Origin of the sequence: Bradyrhizobium sp. 17, assembly GCF_023073515.1 — a bacterium.
GTDB lineage: Bacteria > Pseudomonadota > Alphaproteobacteria > Rhizobiales > Xanthobacteraceae > Bradyrhizobium > Bradyrhizobium canariense_D.
This window is the reverse complement of record NZ_JADPJQ010000105.1, coordinates 57,968-76,256: the sequence shown is the minus strand read 5'-3', so window position 1 is coordinate 76,256 and position 18,289 is coordinate 57,968. Positions and strand designations below refer to the sequence as shown.

Here is an 18,289-nt window from a genome sequence, read left to right as displayed (position 1 = left end):
CGGAAGGCAATCACTTGCGATTTATCGAGAGTTGCTAGGTCCGACATCCGCGGAGATCGCCGCGGCGGGATCTAACATACAGGTCGCAAGATGCGCTTTCTGCTTCGCATCACATTCTGGCTCGGGCTGGTGCTGGTGCTCCTGCCGCGGGACAAGACGCCCGAATCGGACAAGCTGCCGCAGATCGGCGCTGCCGACGCGGTGCAGGCTGCGACCGCGGCCGTCTCCGACATGACCCAGTTCTGCAAGCGCCAGCCAGCGGCCTGCGAGGTCGGCGGACAGGCCGCCACCATCATCGGCCAGCGGGCGCAGGACGGCGCAAAGAAGATCTACCAGATCATCAACGACAAGAAAGAGCAGCTCGAGAAGCCCGACAAGAAGGCGCCCGACCACACCGGCTCGATCGCGCTGGCCGGCGAAGGCGATCTTGCTGCGAGCGAGGCGCCGCGCGACACCCTGTCCCAGGACGACCTCGCGCTGGAATGGCGCGGCCCGGCGCCCGCGACAGCGAATTAGGGCCCAAACCCTATCGATTTCGGCGCTTTGCGTCCCTATATTGGCCTGAACGGGAACTTTGGGCCAGCATGACGACGATCGATGAAATCAGGGATAATTTCGAGATTCTGGACGAGTGGGACGACCGCTATCGGTACGTCATCGAGCTCGGCCGCACCCTGGAACCGATGTCCGAAGCCGAGCATTCGGCCGAGAACAAGGTGAATGGCTGTGTCAGCCAGGTCTGGCTTCAGAAGCTGATTGATCGTCGCGATGACGGCGCGCCGATCCTGACATATCGCGGCGACAGTGACGCCCACATCGTGCGCGGGCTGGTCGCGATCGTGCTGTCGCTTTACTCCGGCCGCACGCCACAGGAGATTCTTGCGACCGACGCCATTGCCGTATTCGACGAGTTCGGCTTTCGCGACCATCTGACGCCGCAGCGTTCCAACGGCCTGCGCTCGATGGTCGAGCGGATCAAGACCGACGCGAAAGAGGCGCTCGCGGAAGCGTCGTAGAAACTCTACTTCCGCTTCCGCTGCTGCTGTCCCAGTCCCATCTGCTTCGCAAGCTGCGAGCGGGCCACCGCATAGTTCGGTGCGACCATGGGATAGTCGGCCGGCAGGCCCCATTTCTCGCGATATTGCTCCGGCGTCATGTTGTATTGGGTGCGCAGATGGCGCTTCAGCGACTTGAAGCGCTTGCCGTCTTCCAGACAAACCAGATAATCGGGCGCGATCGACTTCTTCAGCGAGACCGCCGGCTTCGCTGGCTCGAGCGGCGCCGTCTCGGTGCGGCCTGACGAAACGCGCACCAGCGCGCCATGCACCTGGCTGATCAGATTCGGAATCTCAGCCGCAGGCGTTGGATTGTTGCTGAGATAGGCCGACACGATGCCCGCCGTCAGCTCAACGAAATTCTTAGCCCCAGCATCCGACATCGGCCCCGCCTTTCTCCACCTTGCGTCTCACGCGAGAGACGACGCCAAAGTATTCCGTGTCAACAATACGTTCGGCTGAAATGGGACGACTAAGGAATCCGGGCTGATTACTGACGAAGTGACAAGAACACCACCGCTTTACTTGTCTACGCTAGCCTTTGCCTGCACCAGATTTGCCTGCGCCCGCTCTCAAGCGCCGCGCTGGTCGAGGTGGGAGCGCAGCTCGTCGATCGAGGCAAAGCGCATCATCCCCTCAGGCATCTGGGCTTCGATCGAGCCATCGGAATAGAGCGAATAAGCCATGCCGTCGACGATGCCGGATTTGAGCACGGTCACAGGCGCCTGCTCGGCCGCAGCCGCAGGCTCGGGTGCGGGCGGCGGAGCAGGCTCAGCGAAGGTCGACGGCGAGCGCGGTGGCGGGCGCCGCGCGGCGGCCGGCGGCTCCGGAGGCCTCATACGGTCCGGCTTCGGCCAGGCGTCGTCAAAGCTCGCAGGCGGCGTCTCCGGGGCGGCAGGCTCCGCCGACGGCTCGGCATGCGGCAGCGGCGGCAAGCCCTCGCCGGTCTTCGCTTCCGCGCGCTCACGCTCCTTGCGGGAGGTCGAGGCGAACAACAGGTTGCGCCGGCGCGGCGGTTCCGGAACCTCAGGCGGGCTCGGAGCTTCCGGCGCTGGCGGCGGCTCGACGCGCGGACGCTCGCGCGCGGCTGCTTCGTTCTGCCAAGGCGGCGGTCCTGCGGCCGGCAATGGCGGCGCCGGCTCCATCTTCTCGGCGCCCGCCGGCTCAGGCGCGGGGGCAGGCGTCCCGGCAATCCCGAGACCCGGCAGCACGGGCCTGACCCGAACGTCGGATGGTGCAATTGATCCAGCCAGCCGGCGAGCGATGCCCTTCAACTCCGCGACCACCACGTAGAGGCCGGCCAGTAACAGTCCGGAGCAGACGCCGATGGTACCGGAGATTATGAGGGTACTGCCGAGACTGAATTCCCTGGCGGTGAAGCCGAACAGGATCGCAAGGAGGCCCGCCAAAACGGCGAAAATCCCCGCGATCAACAATGCCAACGCCATCGAACTCACCCCCGGCCGCGCAGCCATACGCGACACTCGTCACGCCACGATACCGTCATCCGGTGTTCCACGCCAACGTCGAATTATAGGCTGCGTTCCTAAAGGAAAGGAAATCAGGGACTTATTCACATTCCCTTCAGCTACGGCTCGCTACTTCTAGGCTGCTCTCAAGTTGGTCGGATTTGCTGCGTTGCATCAGGAATTTAGCCATAATGCCCAATTACTTGGTAATGGAACTGCGCTATAGGGATTCCGGGGAGCGGCCCGCGCGCACCAGCAGGGCCAAGAGGGGATTCCGGGTCACCAATAGCCATGACATCCATCACGACTTCGGCGATCGACACGCCTCTACGGCGCTCGGTTGAACGGACTTGCGACGATCTCGCCATGCTGGTGCTGGCTGCGGTCGCCGTCATTGCAGGCTTGACCTTCCGCGACTATGGGCTCGGCTGGGACGACTACACCCACGCCGAATATGCCGACCTGCTGCTGCGCATGTTCGGTTCCGGTTTCAAGGACACCGCGGCACTCTCCTTCGCCAACCTCTATATGTATGGCGGCGGCTTCGACATGGTCGCGGCCCTCCTGCACAAGGTGATTCCGCTCGAGCTGTTCGAGACGCGCCGTCTGGTCGGCGCCGTCGTCGGCGTGATCGGACTTGCCGTGACGTGGCGGCTCGGCCGCCGTATCGGCGGCCCGCTTGCGGGACTTGCCTCACTCTTGCTGCTCGCGCTCTGCCCGATCTTCTACGGCCACATGTTCATGAACCCGAAGGATGCGCCCTTCGCCGTGGCCATGATCGTCCTGATGCTGGGTCTCGTCCGCCTCGCCGAGGAATATCCGCAGCCTTCGCCGCGCACGATCCTCATCGTCGGCCTTGGTGCCGGCCTCTCGCTCGGCACCCGCATCCTCGGCGGGCTTGCGCTGGTCTATGCCGTGATCGGCTTCATGCCGCTGTTCCTGGAGGAACTGCGCAGCGAGGGCCTCCGCGAGTCGGTCCGACGCTTCGCTCATGTCGTCTACGTGCTGCTGCCCGGCCTCGTGCTCGGCTATCTCGTGATGGGGCTGATCTGGCCGTGGTCGATCATGGAGCCCGGCAATCCCTTCGAGGCGCTGACCTACTTCTCGCACTTCTTCGAGAAACCCTGGAAGGAGATGTTCGACGGCGCGATCGTATCCGTGCCTGACATGCCCTGGTCCTATCTGCCGACGCTGTTCGCACTTCAGTTGCCCGAGGTGATGCTGGTGCTGACGTTCGGCGCCGTGATCGGCACCTTGGTTATGCTGCCCCGCCGCGAGGTCCCAGCCCGCCGCAAGACCATCCTGCTGATGCTCACGCTCGCCGCGACGCTGCCGCTCGCGATCGCGATGGTGAAGCGACCGGCGCTGTACAATGGCATCCGCCATTTCGTCTTCGTGATCCCGCCGATGGCGGTGCTCGGCGGCGTCGCCTTTGGCTGGGCCATGGAGCGCCTGCGCGCCAATCATCGCACCTGGCAGCCGGTCGTGCTCGCCACCTTCTGCTTTGGCCTTGCGCTCTCGCTCGCCGAGATGATCCGCCTGCATCCCTATCAATACACCCACTTCAACCACATCGCCGGCACCGTGCGCGGCGCCGACGACCGCTTCATGCTGGATTATTGGGGCCTCGCGCTGAAGCAGGCCTCCGACGAATTGCGCGAGCAGCTGGTCGAACGGCAGGAAGTGCCGCCGCGCAATCGGAAATGGAAGGTTGCCGTGTGCGGTCCGCAGCGTCCCGCCCAGGTCGCGCTCGGCCCCGACTTCACCATTGGCTGGGATTCCAATGCCGCCGATTTCGCCATGACGCTCGGTGAGTTCTACTGCAAGGGCCTCACCGCCCCCGTGCTGGTCGAGATCAAGCGCGACGACGTGGTGTTCGCCCGCGTCTACGATATCCGCGGCAGCAGCATTTCCAGCCTGCTCTCGATCCCGGCGCCGTAAAAATTCTTCTCTCTTGTAGGACCGTAGCCCGGATGAGCGCAGCGACATCCGGGGCCTATTAGGCAGCCCCGCATGTCGCTTCGCTCATGCGGGCTACGCTGGACTGCCGCGCTTTGTGTGCCTTGCTGGCAGGTCGCGGCAGGACTACGCTCCCTCCCTGCAACAACGATGTTCGGAGAGATCAGCCATGTCGCCAGCTGAAGCGCGCCTGAAGGAAGTGCCGTCGAACATGACGGAGGCCGAGTGGCAGCAACGGGTCAATCTCGCCGCCTGCTATCGCCTCGTCTCGCTCTACGGCTGGGACGACTTGGTCGACACCCACATCTCAGCGCGCGTGCCCGGCCCCGACCATCATTTCCTCATCAACCCCTACGGGCTGATGTTCGACGAGATCACGGCGTCGAGCCTCGTCAAGGTCGATCTGCACGGCAACCAGCTCTCCGAGAGCGAATACAGCGTCAACCCCGCCGGCTTCACCATCCACTCGGCGATCCACGAGGTTCGCGAGGACGCCATCTGCGTGCTGCATCTTCACACCCTCGACGGCACCGCTGTCTCGAGCAGCGCCGAAGGCCTGCTGCCGCTGAACCAGACCGCCCAGCTCGTCACCCACGACCTCGCCTATCACGACTACGAAGGTATCGCCCTCGACCACGACGAGCGGCCGCGGCTGCAGAAGGACCTAGGCGACCACAACCACATGCTCTTGCGCAACCACGGCACGCTGACGGTCGGGCGCTCGGTCGCCTCGGCCTTCGAGCGCATGTATCACCTCGAGCGAGCCTGCTCGATGCAGGTGCGTACGCGCGCGCTGGGCACGCCGGTCTACCCGGTCGACGATGTCGCGATCGACAAGAACACCGAGCTGCTCGCCAACCGCGACCGCGCCGAGCTGCGCGCCACCAACCTCGTGTGGCCACCGCTGCTACGCAAGCTGGACCGCGAGCTTCCGGGCTACCGCTCTTGAAATTTTCGGGATTTGGTGTAGGGTAACGGTCAACGAACCTCTACGCCTTTTGGAATGAAACGCCGCCCAATTCCGGGCGGCGTTTTTATTTGGCCCTGTCATTGCGAGGAGCGAAGCGACGAAGCAATCCAGGCTGGCGCCGGAGAGAGATTTCTGGATTGCTTCGCTACGCTCGCAATGACGAGGAAAGAGCGCCCTACTTCACCTCCGCCAGCGCCGCGAGGATGCGGGCCCAGGAACGGATGCCTTTCTGGAAACTGCGGAGGTCGTACTTCTCGTTCGGCGAGTGGATATTGTCGTCGTCGAGGCCGAAACCGACGAGCAGCGAATCCAGCCCAAGCGTACGCTTGAAGTCCGCGACGATCGGGATCGAGGCGCCCGAGCCCATCAACACGGTCTCCTTGCCCCATTCCTCGGTCAGCGCGGTCTTGGCCGCGGCGAGCGGCTTCATGTTCCAGTCGAGCGCAATCGCAGGCCCGGCAGAGTGGTCGCCGAACTCGACCTTGCAGTCTCCCGGAATGCGCGCCGTCACGTACTCACGGAAAGCCTTGCGGATCTTTTGCGGATCCTGCCCTTCGACCAGTCGGAACGAGACCTTGGCCGAGGCCTGCGACGGGATCACCGTCTTCGAGCCCTCACCGATATAACCGCCCCAGATGCCGTTGACGTCGCAGGTCGGACGCGTGGAAGCTTGCTCGACCAGGAGCCTGCCCTTCTCGCCGGCCGGTATCGATAGCCCAACGGGCTTGAGGAATGTGTCCGGCGTGAAATCGAGCTTCTTCCACTGCGCGAGAATATCCGGCGGCGTGTCCTTCACCCCATCATAGAAGACCGGAATGGTGATGCGATTGTCGTCGTCGAACAGCGCGCCGAGAATTTTGGTCAGCACCCGGATCGGGTTCATCGCGCTACCGCCGAACACGCCGGAATGCAGGTCGCGATTGGCGGCGGTGATCTTGAGCTCCTCATAGAGCAGGCCGCGCAGCGAGGTCGTGATCGCCGGCGTGTTGCGGTCCCACATGCCGGTGTCGCAGACCAGCACGTAGTCAGCCTTAAACTCGTCCTTGTTGGCTTCGATGAAGGGCACGAAGTTCTTCGAGCCGACTTCTTCCTCGCCTTCGATCAGGAACGTGACGTCGATCGGCAGCGACCCCGTCACCCTCTTCCAGGCGCGGCAGGCCTCGACGAAGGTCATGACCTGGCCCTTGTCGTCCTCGGCGCCGCGCGCCACGATGATCTTGCGACCATCGGCATGGTCGGTCACAACAGGCTCGAATGGCGGACGGTGCCAGAGCTCGAGCGGATCGACGGGCTGCACATCATAGTGGCCGTAGAACAGCACATGCGGACGGCCGCCCGCGACGCTCTTGCCGACGACCGCGGGATGGCCGGCGGTTGGCCTCACTTCAGTGGCAACGCCGAGGCTCGCGATGTCCCTGGCAAGATGCTCGGCCGCCGCCTTGCAATCGGCCGCGAAGGCCGGATCGGCGGAGATCGACTTGATCCGCAACAGCGAGAACAGGCGCTCCAGGCTGTTGTCGAACTCCTTGTCGATGTGGTCGAGCACGGATTGAAGCTGCGCATTTGCCATTGGTCGTATTCCCTGCGTTCGAATCCCAAGACGTCGGGGCTCAAGATGTCTTCTCAAGAACTATCGGCTTTTAGCGCTGCCGCGGCGTTGGGGCCAGCCGCAACCGGCGGATGCCGGATGTGCCATGCGAGACTAGCTGCGAGCACCGCCGTGGCGACGAGGTTGTTGCCCCAGGCCTGCAAGACATTTGGAAACCACGGCAGCGCCAGCAGCATGAGGATGCCGGCGGCGCCAAGGGCGAGCCAGGTTCCCAGGCGCACGTTCGCCCGCTCGTCGAAGGCGGCACGATGCATCAGCACCGTCATCGGGAAGAACAGCCACATGAAGTAGTATTGCCGCGCCAGAGGCGATGCCACCGTCATCAGGCAGAACAGGATGCCGAGTTCCTCGGCGTCCGAGCGCGCCGTGCGCCGCGCTTGCCGTGGCATGACCGCGACGAAGCCGAGTCCGAGCAACGCCGACAGCGCCAGCACGATCCAGTTCGCCGTCCTGTAATCGACGTCGATGACATTCATCGTGCGCGGCGGCTTGCTCGGATCCTCCTGATTGTAGTTGATTGGCCGGACCAGCCGGTGCGTGACAGCAATGAGTGACTGGTTCACCCACGACCAGTTCTGCTCGTCGCGCTGGCCAAATCCTTTTTCCGAACTCGACCCGACCATGCCCTGATACCAGGTCTTGACCTCGGCGGCGTTGCGCTCGAAGCCGCGAATGGGGGCCGGCACGATATAGAGAAGGATGCCGGCGAACGCGACCGTAGCGACGGCGGCTCCCCACTTTCGCCGCCAGACCAGATAGGGCAGCACCGCAATGGGAAACACCTTGATGGCGGCGGCGAGCGCGAACATGAAGCCTGCGAGCCAGGAGCGCTGATGCTGCAAACTCCAGAAGCCGTAGAGCATCATCGCCAGCAAGACGAGGTTCGGCTGGCCAAGATCGAACATGTCGAACACGAAGGTCACGGTGACGAGAGCGGGCAGCGCCTCCAGCCAAGGGCCAGGCGTGCGGCCCGAACCGCTCATGACATTGGAGAGCATCCCGGTGTACCACCACGCCGCAATATTCAGGATCGACAGCACGCTGTAGAGCGCGATCTTGCCGAACCAGCTCGGGACTGCCAGCAGGATCGCCGGCAGCGGTGGGTAGATGAACTCGAAGTACTGGTGGATATCGCCGGGATAGAGCGGCCCACCCTTCAAGACCTGCTGCCCGGCCCAGTACCACAGGCCGTAGTCCTTGGTCTTGCCGTGCCCGAAGATCTCGGGACCAAGGACATCGGCAGCCAGGATGAAGCAGCAGAGCAGGAAGAGCAGGTCGAGTGGCGCACGCAACGACAGGGTTCGGAGTGCGCCGGATCGAACGAAAGATTTAGGTGAGGTCACGATGTGGTCCAGTCAGGGGCCATAGCACCTAGCAGACCAACGAACGCTTGGAGAGTCCTGATCACCCGAATTTGTACCCGCCGCGCACAAGCGGCGGGTTTGCGGAGGAGTTGCCTCAAACGAGGCTTTCTGCCTACCTGCGCAGCAAGCCGCCGAGCGCGCCGCGGACCAGCGTGCGGCCGATCGAGCCACCAAGCTGGCCGGCGACGGACTTGCCGATATTGGCCGCCATCCCCCCGATTACCTGATTGGTGACCGATCGGGTCACGTCGCGGGCGATGACCTGGCCCGTCGAGAGGCGGCCGCGCTTGACGTTCGTGCCGAAGATGGTGCCGACCATCGAGCCGATCTGGCCGAGGATGCCACCGCCTCCAATGCCGCCAGCCGCGCCGGGATCGGCAGTCGCCGCCGTGCCGGCAATGCGCTTCTGGATCATCTCGTAGGCGGACTCTGCATCAACGGCGGTGTCGTATTTGCCCTTCACCGGGCTTGCATCCATGATCGCCTTGCGCTCTTCCGGCGTGATCGGTCCGATCCGGGCCGATGGCGGCCGGATCATCACCCGCTCGACCATCGCCGGCGTGCCGTTGCCTTCGAGAAAGGACACCAGCGCCTCGCCCTTGCCGAGCTCCATGATCACCTTGGCGGTGTCGAGCTTCGGGTTGGGGCGGAAGGTCTGGGCCGCAGCGGCGACCGCCTTCTGGTCGCGCGGGGTGAAGGCGCGCAGCGCGTGCTGCACCCGGTTGCCCAATTGTCCGAGCACGCGGTCGGGCACGTCGACCGGGTTTTGAGTCACGAAATAAACGCCGACGCCTTTGGAGCGGATCAGGCGCACCACCTGCTCGATCTTGTCCATCAGCGCCTTGGGCGCGTCGTTGAACAACAGATGCGCCTCGTCGAAGAAGAAGACCAGCTTCGGCTTGGGCAGGTCACCGGCCTCGGGCAGCTCCTCGAACAATTCCGACAGCATCCACAGCAGGAATGTCGCGTAAAGCCGTGGGCTCTGCAGCAGTTTGTCGGCGACGAGGATGTTGACCATGCCGCGGCCGTCGCGGTCGGTCTTCATGAAGTCCTTCAGCGTCAGCGCCGGCTCGCCGAAGAATTTGGTGGCGCCCTGGTTCTCGAGCACCAGAAGCTGGCGCTGGATGGTGCCGACCGTGGCCTTGGTGACATTACCAAAACCCTGCGCCGCCTTCTTGATCTCGGCAAGCGGACTGTCCTCGGCATCCGTCCCCTTCTTGCCCGCATCGGGCACGATGGCATCGAGCAGCGCGCGCAGATCCTTCATGTCGATCAGGGTCAGCCCGTTGTCGTCGGCGACGCGAAAGGCGACGTTGAGCACGCCTTCCTGCACGTCGTTCAGGTCCAGCATACGTGCGAGCAGCAGCGGGCCCATTTCTGTGACGGTCGCACGGACCGGGTGGCCCTGCTCGCCGAACACGTCCCAGAACACCGTCGAGAACTGGTCGGGCTCGAACGTCAGTCCCATCTCGGTGGCGCGCTTGACGATGAAATCCGCGGGCACGCCGACCTCGGAGATGCCCGAGAGGTCGCCCTTGATGTCGGCCGCGAAGACCGGAACACCGGCGCGCGCAAATCCTTCCGCCATAACCTGCAGCGAGACCGTCTTGCCGGTTCCGGTTGCACCTGTGACGAGGCCGTGGCGATTGGCGAACGCCAGCGTCAGCCAAGCCTGCTCGTTTCCTTTACCGACGAAGATTTTGTCGTCGGTATCACCGAGCTTGCTGTCCTGTGCGGTCATTATTCCCTGATCTCTCTGCCCTGTTTCGCATATCGAAACTCGAATGCACCAGTTCCGTAGTTTAACGCATGTCGCGCGCTGATTGAAACCATTCAACGCGCTCCGGGCATGCGACATCGTCGGAAATATGCAGGTGGACATCCGCCGAAAGTAGGAAGGACGCATTCGCATCGCGGCATTTTTTTGCCGATTTCATCTCCGCTCTTGCATCACTGCAACACTTCTCGCGCGTTCGAGAATGAATCGGAACGTTGATGGCGTTCATCGCTTGTATTTCACACCACACCGGCTCAAGATCATTTTCGAAAGCAATACTCCGGCATGTGAACCGGCTGAGGGGCGGCCATATGGACGAGCTAATCGGGCGGCTGGCGACAAACGCCAGCATAGATAGTGCTGTCGCCGAAAAGACCGTCGGCATTATCTTGGGCTTCCTCCGCAACGAGGGTCCTTCCGACAGCGTCCAGGTCCTGATCGACCAGATTCCAGGTGCAGAAGCGGCAATCGAGGCATCCGGCACCGGCGGAGGACTGTCGCGGCTGATGGGCGGCGGCCTGATGGCGGTCGGCACGCGCCTGATGGGCCTGGGACTTGGCATGTCCGAGATTCAGAACATCGCCCGTGAACTTTTTCGCTTCGGCCGAGACAAAATCGGAGCGGATCAGATGGGCAAGATCATCGCGGGGACCCCGGGCCTCAGCCAGTTCGCCTGACGCCTGCGCATTTCACATCGAGTATCATGACATATCCGATCTCCGAAATTGAGGGCCTGTCGGCCTTTGCCGCCAACAAGTTGAAGGCGCAGGGTATCCGCACCACCGACGCGCTGCTCGAGGCGGCTTCGACCGTGAAGGGCCGCAAGGCGCTCTCCGTGAAGACCGGCATCAGCGAGCAGTTGCTGCTGGAATGGGCCAACGTCTCCGACTACATGCGCATCCCCGGCATGGGCAGGGCCAAGGTCGGTCTGGTCCGCGCCGCCGGCGTCACCACCGTGCGCGAGCTCGCCTACCGTAACCCGGCAAGGCTCGCCCAGAGCATGCGGGACGCCAACGAGAAGAAAAAGCTGCTCCGCATCCTGCCCTCGGAGAAGTCGGTCGGCGACATCATCGCCAAGGCGAAGAAGCTGCCGCCAAAGATTTCGTATTAGGACTGCTGCTCTCCGCATACGGGGTGGGCGCTACTCTCTCGGCATTGTTTTGCCCGATGAGCAACAATGCATCCCAACTCTGCCGTCATACCCCGCGAAAGCGGGGTATCCAGTACGCCGCGGCTCCTCCGTATCGCGGCACTGTCTCTGGATACTGGATTGCCCGCCTTCGCGGGCAATGACAGCGAGGGTGTGCGACGCCCTGTCCCAAACGCTGGCAACCCACGCCTTCCCGTCTTGACTCCCCCTCCCCGACCGCTAAAGCGGGCCGCATGAATGCCTCGCACTCCCCATCCGTCCCGGCGGCCGGTTCAGTCGGGCCTGACGTGCTGCGGACGCTGCTGGAGCGGCCGATCCCGGCGGTGATGGGCGTGCTCAACGTCACCCCGGATTCATTCTCCGACGGCGGCGAATTCATCGCGCCCGAGCAGGCACTCGCGCGGGCGCGGGCGATGATCGAGGTGGGGGTCGACATCATCGATATCGGTGCCGAGTCCACCCGGCCCTACAAGGGCGCCCGCCCGGTCACCGCGGCAGACGAACTGGCCCGGCTCAAGCCGGTGCTATCGGACATCGTGGCGCTCGGCGTGCCGGTCTCGATCGACAGCATGAAGGCGGAAGTGGTGGCCTTTGCGCTCGACCAGGGCGCTGCGATCGCCAACGACGTCTGGGGCCTGCAACGCGACGCCGGCATGGCGCCGCTGGTGGCCGCGAGGAGCGTCCCTGTCATCGTCATGCATAACCGCGACAGGGTCGATCCCGCCATCGACATCATTGCGGACATGAAGGCGTTCTTCCAGCGCTCGCTGGATATCGCGGCACAAGCCGGCATCGCCCGCGACAAGATCGTGCTCGATCCCGGCATCGGCTTCGGCAAGACGGCAGAACAGAGCATGATTGCGCTGGCACGACTTCGCGAGCTCGACATGTTCGGCCTGCCGATCCTCGTTGGTGCCTCGCGAAAACGCTTCATCGCCTCGGTGTCGCCGTCGGAGCCGACCGAGCGGCTCGCCGGCTCGATCGCCGCACATCTGCTCGCCGCACAACGCGGCGCGAAAATCATCCGCACCCACGACGTCGCCGAGACCTTGCAGGCCCTGCGAGTGGCGCACGCAATCGAGAGCAAGCCATGACCGATACGATCTTCGTAACCGGCCTGTCGATCCATGCCCGCCACGGCGTGATGGAGCACGAGACCGAGGTCGGCCAACGCTTTGTCATCGACCTCGAGCTCTATACCGACCTGTCGGAGCCTTCCCGCAGCGACCGGCTCGCCGACACCGTGTCCTACGCCGACGTCGTGGCGACCACCACCGCGGCCTTCAAGAACACCAATTACAAGCTACTGGAGCGCGCGGCCGGCGCGGTGGCCGACGCTATCCTGTCGCACTTTCCGCGCATCCGTGCGGTCAAGATCACCGTGCACAAGCCGCATGCGCCGATCGCCGCGATCTTCGACGACGTCGGCGTCATGCTGACGCGCTCGCGGCACCCCTGACATGGCGAGCGTCCTGATTGCGCTCGGCGGCAATGTCGGCGATGTCCGCGCGACCTTCCAGAAGGCAATCGCCCATATCTGCGGCATGGCGCAGGCCGCTTTGATCGCGCGCTCGTCGGACTATGCGACGCCGCCCTGGGGCGACGAGGACCAGGCTCCCTTCATCAACGCCTGCATCGAGATCGAGACCAGCCTTGATCCGCATGCGCTCCTGTTCGTGATGCAGAAGGTCGAGCAGAAATTCGGCCGCACCCGCGATAAAGAGCGGCGCTGGGGCCCGCGCACGCTCGATCTCGACATGATCGCCTATGACGATGTGTCGATGCAGAAGCCTGACCTGACCCTGCCGCATCCGCGCCTATTCGAGCGCGCCTTTGTGCTGGTGCCGCTGGCCGAGATCGCGCCCGACCGCGTGATCGCAGGCATTCGTGTCCATGACGGTCTCGCCAGCGTCTCGACACAAGGCATTGAGCGGCTTCCGGATACCGGTTAACCAAAAACAACCGTTTGCAGGGACGGCCGGCCGTGCCAATTTCGCCTGCGAACAACAAGATTTTCGGGAGCCCTTCGCCGCATGACCTCCGCGACTGACGACCTGCCGCTGGCGGCGGATTTTCCCAAGGCGACCGTCGACGACTGGCGCAAGCTGGTCGATGGCGTGCTAAAGGGCGCGCCGTTCGAGAAGCTGGTCGGCAAGACCTATGACGGACTCAAGATCGATCCGCTCTATCCGCGCGCCAAAGGTGTTGCGCCCGTGGTGGGCCGGCCGGCGGCGGCGCCCTGGCGGATCATGCAGCGGATCGACCATCCCGATGCAAGTGCGGCGAATGCGCAGGCACTGACCGATCTCGAAAATGGTGCGACGGGTCTGGCGCTGGTGTTCGCCGGCGGCAATGCCGCTCACGGTTTCGGGCTGGAACCGACCGCAGACGCAGTCGCAAGGATCTTGAAGGACGTCCATCTCGATGCCGGCATCGGCCTCGAGCTCGAGATCGGTCCGCAATCACGGATGGCGGCGATCCACGTCGCGGAATATGTGAAGAGCAAGGGCATCGATCCCGGGGCCTGCGACATCCGCTTCGGGCTCGATCCGCTCGCGGCCTGCGCGGTGTGGGGCCACAGCCCCTATACCTGGGATGAGATCGTTCCGGCCATCACCGGCGGCGTCAAGGGCCTCTCCGCGCTCGGCTTCAAGGGGCCGTTTACATCGGCCGACGGACGCGTGATCCACGATGCCGGTGGCTCGGAGGCGCAGGAGCTCGCCTTCGCGCTCGCCTGCGGCGTCGCTTATTTCCGCGCGATCGAGGGCGCGGGCGTTCCTCTGGAGCAGGCGCAGGGCATGGTCTATGCGCGGCTTGCCGCAGATGCAGACCAGTTCCTCACCATGGCAAAATTCCGCGCATTGCGGCTGCTGTGGGCGCGTATCGAGACGGCGTGCGGGCTCACGCCAAAACCGCTGTACATCGCCGCCGATACCGCCTGGCGCATGCTGACGCAGCGCGATCCCTATGTGAACATGCTGCGCGCGACCATGGCAACGTTTGCGGCCGGACTTGCCGGTGCCAACGCGGTCACCGTGCTGCCGCATACGCTGGCGCTCGGCCTGCCCGATCCATTCGCGCGGCGCGTGGCGCGCAATACTCAGCTCGTGCTGCTGGAAGAGAGCAACCTCGCCAAGGTCAGCGATCCCGCGGCAGGCGCAGGCGGCATCGAGACGCTGACCGGCCAGCTCTGCGACGCGGCCTGGGCGCTCTTCCAGGAGAGCGAGAGAGCCGGCGGCGCCTTCGCTGCGCTTCAGCAGGGCCTGTTCCAGAGCAAGGTCGCGGCTGCGCGAAAAGCCCGCGACGCCAACATCGCAAAACGCCGCGACGTGCTGACCGGCGCCAGCGAGTTTCCGAACCTGCACGAGAACGAAACTGCGGTGTTGAAGGCGACGCCGATCGCGCTGGCGCCTTATGGCGAGCAAAAATACAAGTTCGACGCGCTGCCGCCGATCCGGCTGGCGGAACCGTTCGAGGCGCTGCGGGACGAATCCGATGCGGCCTTCAAGGCACACGGTGCGCGGCCGAAAGTGTTCTTGGCCAATCTCGGCACGCCCGCTGATTTCACGGCGCGCGCGACCTTTGCCAAAAGCCTGTTCGAGACCGGTGGCATCCAGGCCGTCGACAGCCAGGGCTTCGCCGATCCGGCCCAGTTGGCTGCCGCCTTCAAGGCCTCCGGCGCCGGGCTCGCCTGTCTTTGTTCCAGCGACAAGGTTTATGCGGAACACGCCGAAGCCGCGGCGCAGGCCCTGCAAACCGCCGGGGCCCGACTTATCTATCTGGCAGGCCGCCCGACCGAGGCCGAGGCGGCGCTGCGTGCAGCCGGCGTCACCGGCTTCGTCTTTGCCGGTGCCGATGCGCTTGCGACGCTGCAAAACACGTATCGACGGATGGAGCAGCTATGACGGAAGCAGGCAAACCCGTTCTCACCGGCGGCTGCCAATGCGGGGCAGTGCGCTTTGGAGTCATGACGGCGCCGAACAGGGTTTCGATCTGCCACTGCCGAATGTGCCAGAAGGCCAGCGGCGCGCCGTTCGCCTCTTTTGCCGACATCAACAAGACGGACTTCGCCTGGACCAAGGGAAAGCCGTCGTTCTTCCGCTCCTCTTCCATCGCCGAGCGCGGCTTTTGCGCCGCCTGCGGCACGCCGTTGAGCTTCGGCCGCATCGACGGCGACCGCATCGAGATCATGACCGGCGCGTTCGACCGCCCGGACCACGTGGTGCCGACGCGGCAGTTCGGCACCGAGTCCCGTCTCGGCTGGGTGGTCGGGATCGCCAATCTTCCAAGCCAGACCACGCAGCAGAATTACGGACCGGAGAAGATGGCGACCATCGTCAGCCATCAGCATCCGGACCATGATTGAGGCGCCGCCATGTTTCAGCTGCTCGGACAAACGTTGCTCGGTCTGGCAGAATGGAAGATTGGGAAGCTGTTCGCGCGGCTGCTCTGGGTTGGGACCGGCCAAATTACTCAGAGCCGCTTGGACGATCCCGTCTACAAGAAAAATGTGCAAAAGCTGATTGAGCGCAATCGCAGGTTTGAGGATCCCAAGGAATGACCCGCATTCCCAATTTCGCCGACGTCGCCTTCGAGCGCGCCGCCGCCGGCGCCCCGACCGGCAGCGCCGAGCCGTGGCTGACGCCCGAGGGCATTCTGGTGAAGCCCGCTTATAGCGAGGCCGATCTGGCCGGGCTCGACTTCCTCGATACCTATCCGGGCATCGCGCCTTATCTGCGCGGGCCCTACCCCACCATGTATGTCAACCAGCCCTGGACGGTCAGGCAATATGCCGGCTTCTCCACCGCGGAGGACTCCAACGCGTTCTACCGCCGCAATCTCGCGGCCGGACAGAAGGGCCTCTCGGTCGCGTTCGATCTCGCCACCCATCGCGGCTATGACAGCGACCATCCGCGCGTCGGCGGCGACGTCGGCATGGCCGGCGTTGCCATCGATTCCATCTACGACATGCGCACGCTGTTTGCGGGCATTCCGCTCGACCAGATGAGCGTGTCCATGACCATGAACGGCGCGGTGCTGCCGATCCTCGCGCTCTACGTTGCGGCCGCCGAGGAACAGGGCGTGCCGCCGGAGAAGCTCTCAGGGACCATTCAGAACGACATTCTGAAAGAGTTCATGGTGCGCAACACCTACATCTATCCGCCCGCGCCTTCGATGCGGATCATCTCGGACATTTTTGCGTATACCTCGCAAAAAATGCCGAAATACAATTCGATCTCGATCTCCGGCTATCACATGCAAGAGGCCGGCGCGACGCAGGACCTCGAGCTCGCCTATACGCTGGCCGACGGCGTCGAATATCTTCGTGCCGGCCTTGCGGCGGGCCTCGATGTCGACCGCTTCGCGCCGCGGCTGTCGTTCTTCTGGGCGACCGGGATGAACTTCTTCATGGAAGTGGCCAAGATGCGCGCCGCGCGGCTGCTCTGGGCGAAGCTGCTGAAGCCTTTCAATCCGAAGGATCCGCGCTCGCTGTCACTGCGCACGCATTGCCAGACATCCGGCTGGTCGCTGACCGCGCAGGACGTCTTCAACAACGTGATGCGCACGACTGTGGAAGCGATGGCGGCGACGCAAGGCCACACCCAGTCGCTGCACACCAATGCGCTCGACGAGGCGCTCGCTTTGCCGACCGACTTTTCGGCGCGCATTGCCCGCAACACGCAGCTCTTCCTGCAGCAGGAGAGCGGCACCACCCGCATCATCGATCCCTGGGGCGGCTCGTATTATGTCGAGCGTCTCACCCGCGACCTCGCCGCCAAGGCCTGGGGCCACATCCAGGAGGTCGAGGAGCTCGGGGGCATGGCCAAGGCGATCGAGGCCGGCGTACCGAAGCTGCGCATCGAGGAAGCCTCGGCCAAGACCCAGGCCCGCATCGACGCCGGCAAGCAGGCGGTGATCGGCGTCAACAAATACAAGCCGACGGACGAAGCTCCGATCGATATCCTCAAGGTCGACAATACCAATGTCCGCCGGCTCCAGATCGACAAGCTGACGCGGCTGAAGTCCGAACGCAACCAAAAGGACGTCGAGGCCGCGCTCGCCGCGCTGACGCGCTCGGCGGGCGAAGGCAACGGCAATCTGTTGGCGCTGGCCATCGACGCTGCGCGCGCGAAGGCAACCGTCGGCGAGATCTCGGACGCGATGGAGAAGGTGTTCGGCCGGCACCGCGCCGAAATCAAATCCATCACCGGCGTCTACAAGCGGGAGGCGTCCAGCATGGGTAACCGGGTCGAGAAGGTTCAGGCGCTGATCGACGCCTTCGAGGAGGCGGAAGGCCGCCGTCCGCGCATCCTGGTCGCAAAAATCGGTCAGGACGGTCACGACCGCGGCCAGAAGGTGATCGCGTCGGCCTTCGCCGATATCGGCTTCGACGTCGACATTGGGCCGCTGTTCGCGACCGCCGACGAAGCCGCGCGCCAAGCGGTCGAGAACGACGTCCACATCCTCGGCGTCTCCTCGCTTGCCGCCGCCCACCTCACCGCAGTGCCGGAGCTCAAGGCCGCGCTGAAGAAGCAGGGCCGCGACGACATCATGATCATCGTCGGCGGCGTGGTGCCGCCACAGGATTACGATGCGCTCTACGCGGCCGGCGCGGAAGCCATCTTCCCGCCGGGCACGGTGATCGCGGACGCGGCCGAGGAGCTGATCCGCAAGCTGAACGCCCGGCTCGGGCATAGCGAGGCGGCAGAGTAATTCGGCCGCCGCTCGGCAATCCGCCCATTCTTCACCGAGACCGCCGACAACGACGCCGCCATGACCGCAATGGTGAAGGGGGTGACTGCATCGCTCATGGTCGCAAAGATGAAGCGCGATGCGAGCGCGACTGCGACGACTGGTTCGCGGAATTGAAGCGGAGCCTGCTCAGATGGGCGCGGTGACGTTTGCGTCCTCAACCGAGGCGGGCAAGACTCCCGG

General features: G+C 64.1%; 18 protein-coding genes. 13 read left to right on the top strand and 5 right to left on the bottom strand.

Annotated elements, in window-relative coordinates:
• Positions 1-90: 90 nt before the first annotated feature.
• Together IVB13_RS19295 and IVB13_RS19290 are read left to right on the top strand one after the other, a co-directional pair.
• On the top strand, positions 91-516 hold the full coding sequence (locus tag IVB13_RS19295) for a DUF5330 domain-containing protein (RefSeq protein WP_018458485.1): 426 nt from the start codon (positions 91-93) through the stop codon (positions 514-516).
• 68 nt (positions 517-584) lie between these two features.
• A complete protein-coding gene (locus tag IVB13_RS19290; RefSeq protein WP_018456863.1) occupies positions 585-1,016 on the top strand; it encodes a SufE family protein in 432 nt (143 codons plus the stop codon).
• A 5-nt stretch (positions 1,017-1,021) separates the two neighbouring features.
• Here the strand turns inward: IVB13_RS19290 and IVB13_RS19285 are convergent, their stop codons facing one another.
• Entirely contained in the window at positions 1,022-1,438 is a 417-nt protein-coding gene (locus IVB13_RS19285; RefSeq protein ID WP_018456864.1) for a MucR family transcriptional regulator, read from the bottom strand.
• Between the two features lie 189 nt (positions 1,439-1,627).
• Positions 1,628-2,503, bottom strand: coding sequence for a DUF308 domain-containing protein (locus IVB13_RS19280; RefSeq protein ID WP_247490068.1), 876 nt, complete (start codon positions 2,501-2,503; stop codon positions 1,628-1,630).
• A 312-nt stretch (positions 2,504-2,815) separates the two neighbouring features.
• Here IVB13_RS19280 and IVB13_RS19275 point away from each other — a divergent pair, with 312 nt between their 5' ends.
• Both IVB13_RS19275 and IVB13_RS19270 read left to right on the top strand, forming a co-directional pair.
• Positions 2,816-4,465: a glycosyltransferase family 39 protein gene (locus IVB13_RS19275; RefSeq protein ID WP_247456204.1), complete on the top strand. Its 1,650-nt coding sequence runs from the start codon at positions 2,816-2,818 to the stop codon at positions 4,463-4,465.
• A 187-nt stretch (positions 4,466-4,652) separates the two neighbouring features.
• Entirely contained in the window at positions 4,653-5,432 is a 780-nt protein-coding gene (locus tag IVB13_RS19270; protein ID WP_018456867.1) for a class II aldolase/adducin family protein, read from the top strand.
• Between the two features lie 196 nt (positions 5,433-5,628).
• On the opposite strand, the gene IVB13_RS19265 is transcribed toward IVB13_RS19270, so the two are convergent.
• The 3 genes from IVB13_RS19265 to IVB13_RS19255 all read right to left on the bottom strand — a co-directional run bounded on the left by IVB13_RS19265 (position 5,629) and on the right by IVB13_RS19255 (position 10,167).
• Entirely contained in the window at positions 5,629-7,023 is a 1,395-nt protein-coding gene (locus tag IVB13_RS19265) for a M20/M25/M40 family metallo-hydrolase (protein ID WP_247490067.1), read from the bottom strand.
• 53 nt (positions 7,024-7,076) lie between these two features.
• Positions 7,077-8,405, bottom strand: a complete 1,329-nt coding sequence (locus IVB13_RS19260; RefSeq protein ID WP_247456206.1) for a glycosyltransferase family 87 protein — start codon at positions 8,403-8,405, stop codon at positions 7,077-7,079.
• A gap of 133 nt (positions 8,406-8,538) precedes the next feature.
• Positions 8,539-10,167, bottom strand: coding sequence for a helicase HerA-like domain-containing protein (locus tag IVB13_RS19255; protein ID WP_085362366.1), 1,629 nt, complete (start codon positions 10,165-10,167; stop codon positions 8,539-8,541).
• 347 nt (positions 10,168-10,514) lie between these two features.
• On the opposite strand from IVB13_RS19255, the gene IVB13_RS19250 reads away from it, so the two are divergent.
• The 9 genes from IVB13_RS19250 to scpA all read left to right on the top strand — a co-directional run bounded on the left by IVB13_RS19250 (position 10,515) and on the right by scpA (position 18,067).
• Entirely contained in the window at positions 10,515-10,880 is a 366-nt protein-coding gene (locus tag IVB13_RS19250) for a hypothetical protein (protein WP_018456871.1), read from the top strand.
• Between the two features lie 26 nt (positions 10,881-10,906).
• Positions 10,907-11,314 carry a DUF4332 domain-containing protein gene (locus IVB13_RS19245; RefSeq protein WP_018456872.1) on the top strand — a complete coding sequence of 136 codons (408 nt, stop codon included), beginning with the start codon at positions 10,907-10,909 and terminating at the stop codon, positions 11,312-11,314.
• Between the two features lie 272 nt (positions 11,315-11,586).
• A complete protein-coding gene (gene folP, locus IVB13_RS19240; RefSeq protein ID WP_247394557.1) occupies positions 11,587-12,447 on the top strand; it encodes a dihydropteroate synthase in 861 nt (286 codons plus the stop codon).
• Positions 12,444-12,812, top strand: a complete 369-nt coding sequence (gene folB, locus IVB13_RS19235) for a dihydroneopterin aldolase (protein ID WP_018456874.1) — start codon at positions 12,444-12,446, stop codon at positions 12,810-12,812. Before folP ends, folB begins: the two co-directional genes overlap by 4 nt.
• A gap of 1 nt (position 12,813) precedes the next feature.
• On the top strand, positions 12,814-13,305 hold the full coding sequence (gene folK, locus IVB13_RS19230) for a 2-amino-4-hydroxy-6-hydroxymethyldihydropteridine diphosphokinase (RefSeq protein ID WP_018456875.1): 492 nt from the start codon (positions 12,814-12,816) through the stop codon (positions 13,303-13,305).
• An 81-nt stretch (positions 13,306-13,386) separates the two neighbouring features.
• Positions 13,387-15,258, top strand: coding sequence for a methylmalonyl-CoA mutase family protein (locus IVB13_RS19225; protein ID WP_247456208.1), 1,872 nt, complete (start codon positions 13,387-13,389; stop codon positions 15,256-15,258).
• A complete protein-coding gene (locus tag IVB13_RS19220; protein ID WP_007608185.1) occupies positions 15,255-15,719 on the top strand; it encodes a GFA family protein in 465 nt (154 codons plus the stop codon). The genes IVB13_RS19225 and IVB13_RS19220 overlap by 4 nt, the downstream gene beginning before the upstream one ends.
• A gap of 9 nt (positions 15,720-15,728) precedes the next feature.
• A complete protein-coding gene (locus IVB13_RS19215) occupies positions 15,729-15,914 on the top strand; it encodes a hypothetical protein (RefSeq protein WP_018456878.1) in 186 nt (61 codons plus the stop codon).
• A complete protein-coding gene (gene scpA, locus IVB13_RS19210; protein WP_247490065.1) occupies positions 15,911-18,067 on the top strand; it encodes a methylmalonyl-CoA mutase in 2,157 nt (718 codons plus the stop codon). Before IVB13_RS19215 ends, scpA begins: the two co-directional genes overlap by 4 nt.
• The last annotated feature ends 222 nt before the right edge of the window (positions 18,068-18,289 follow it).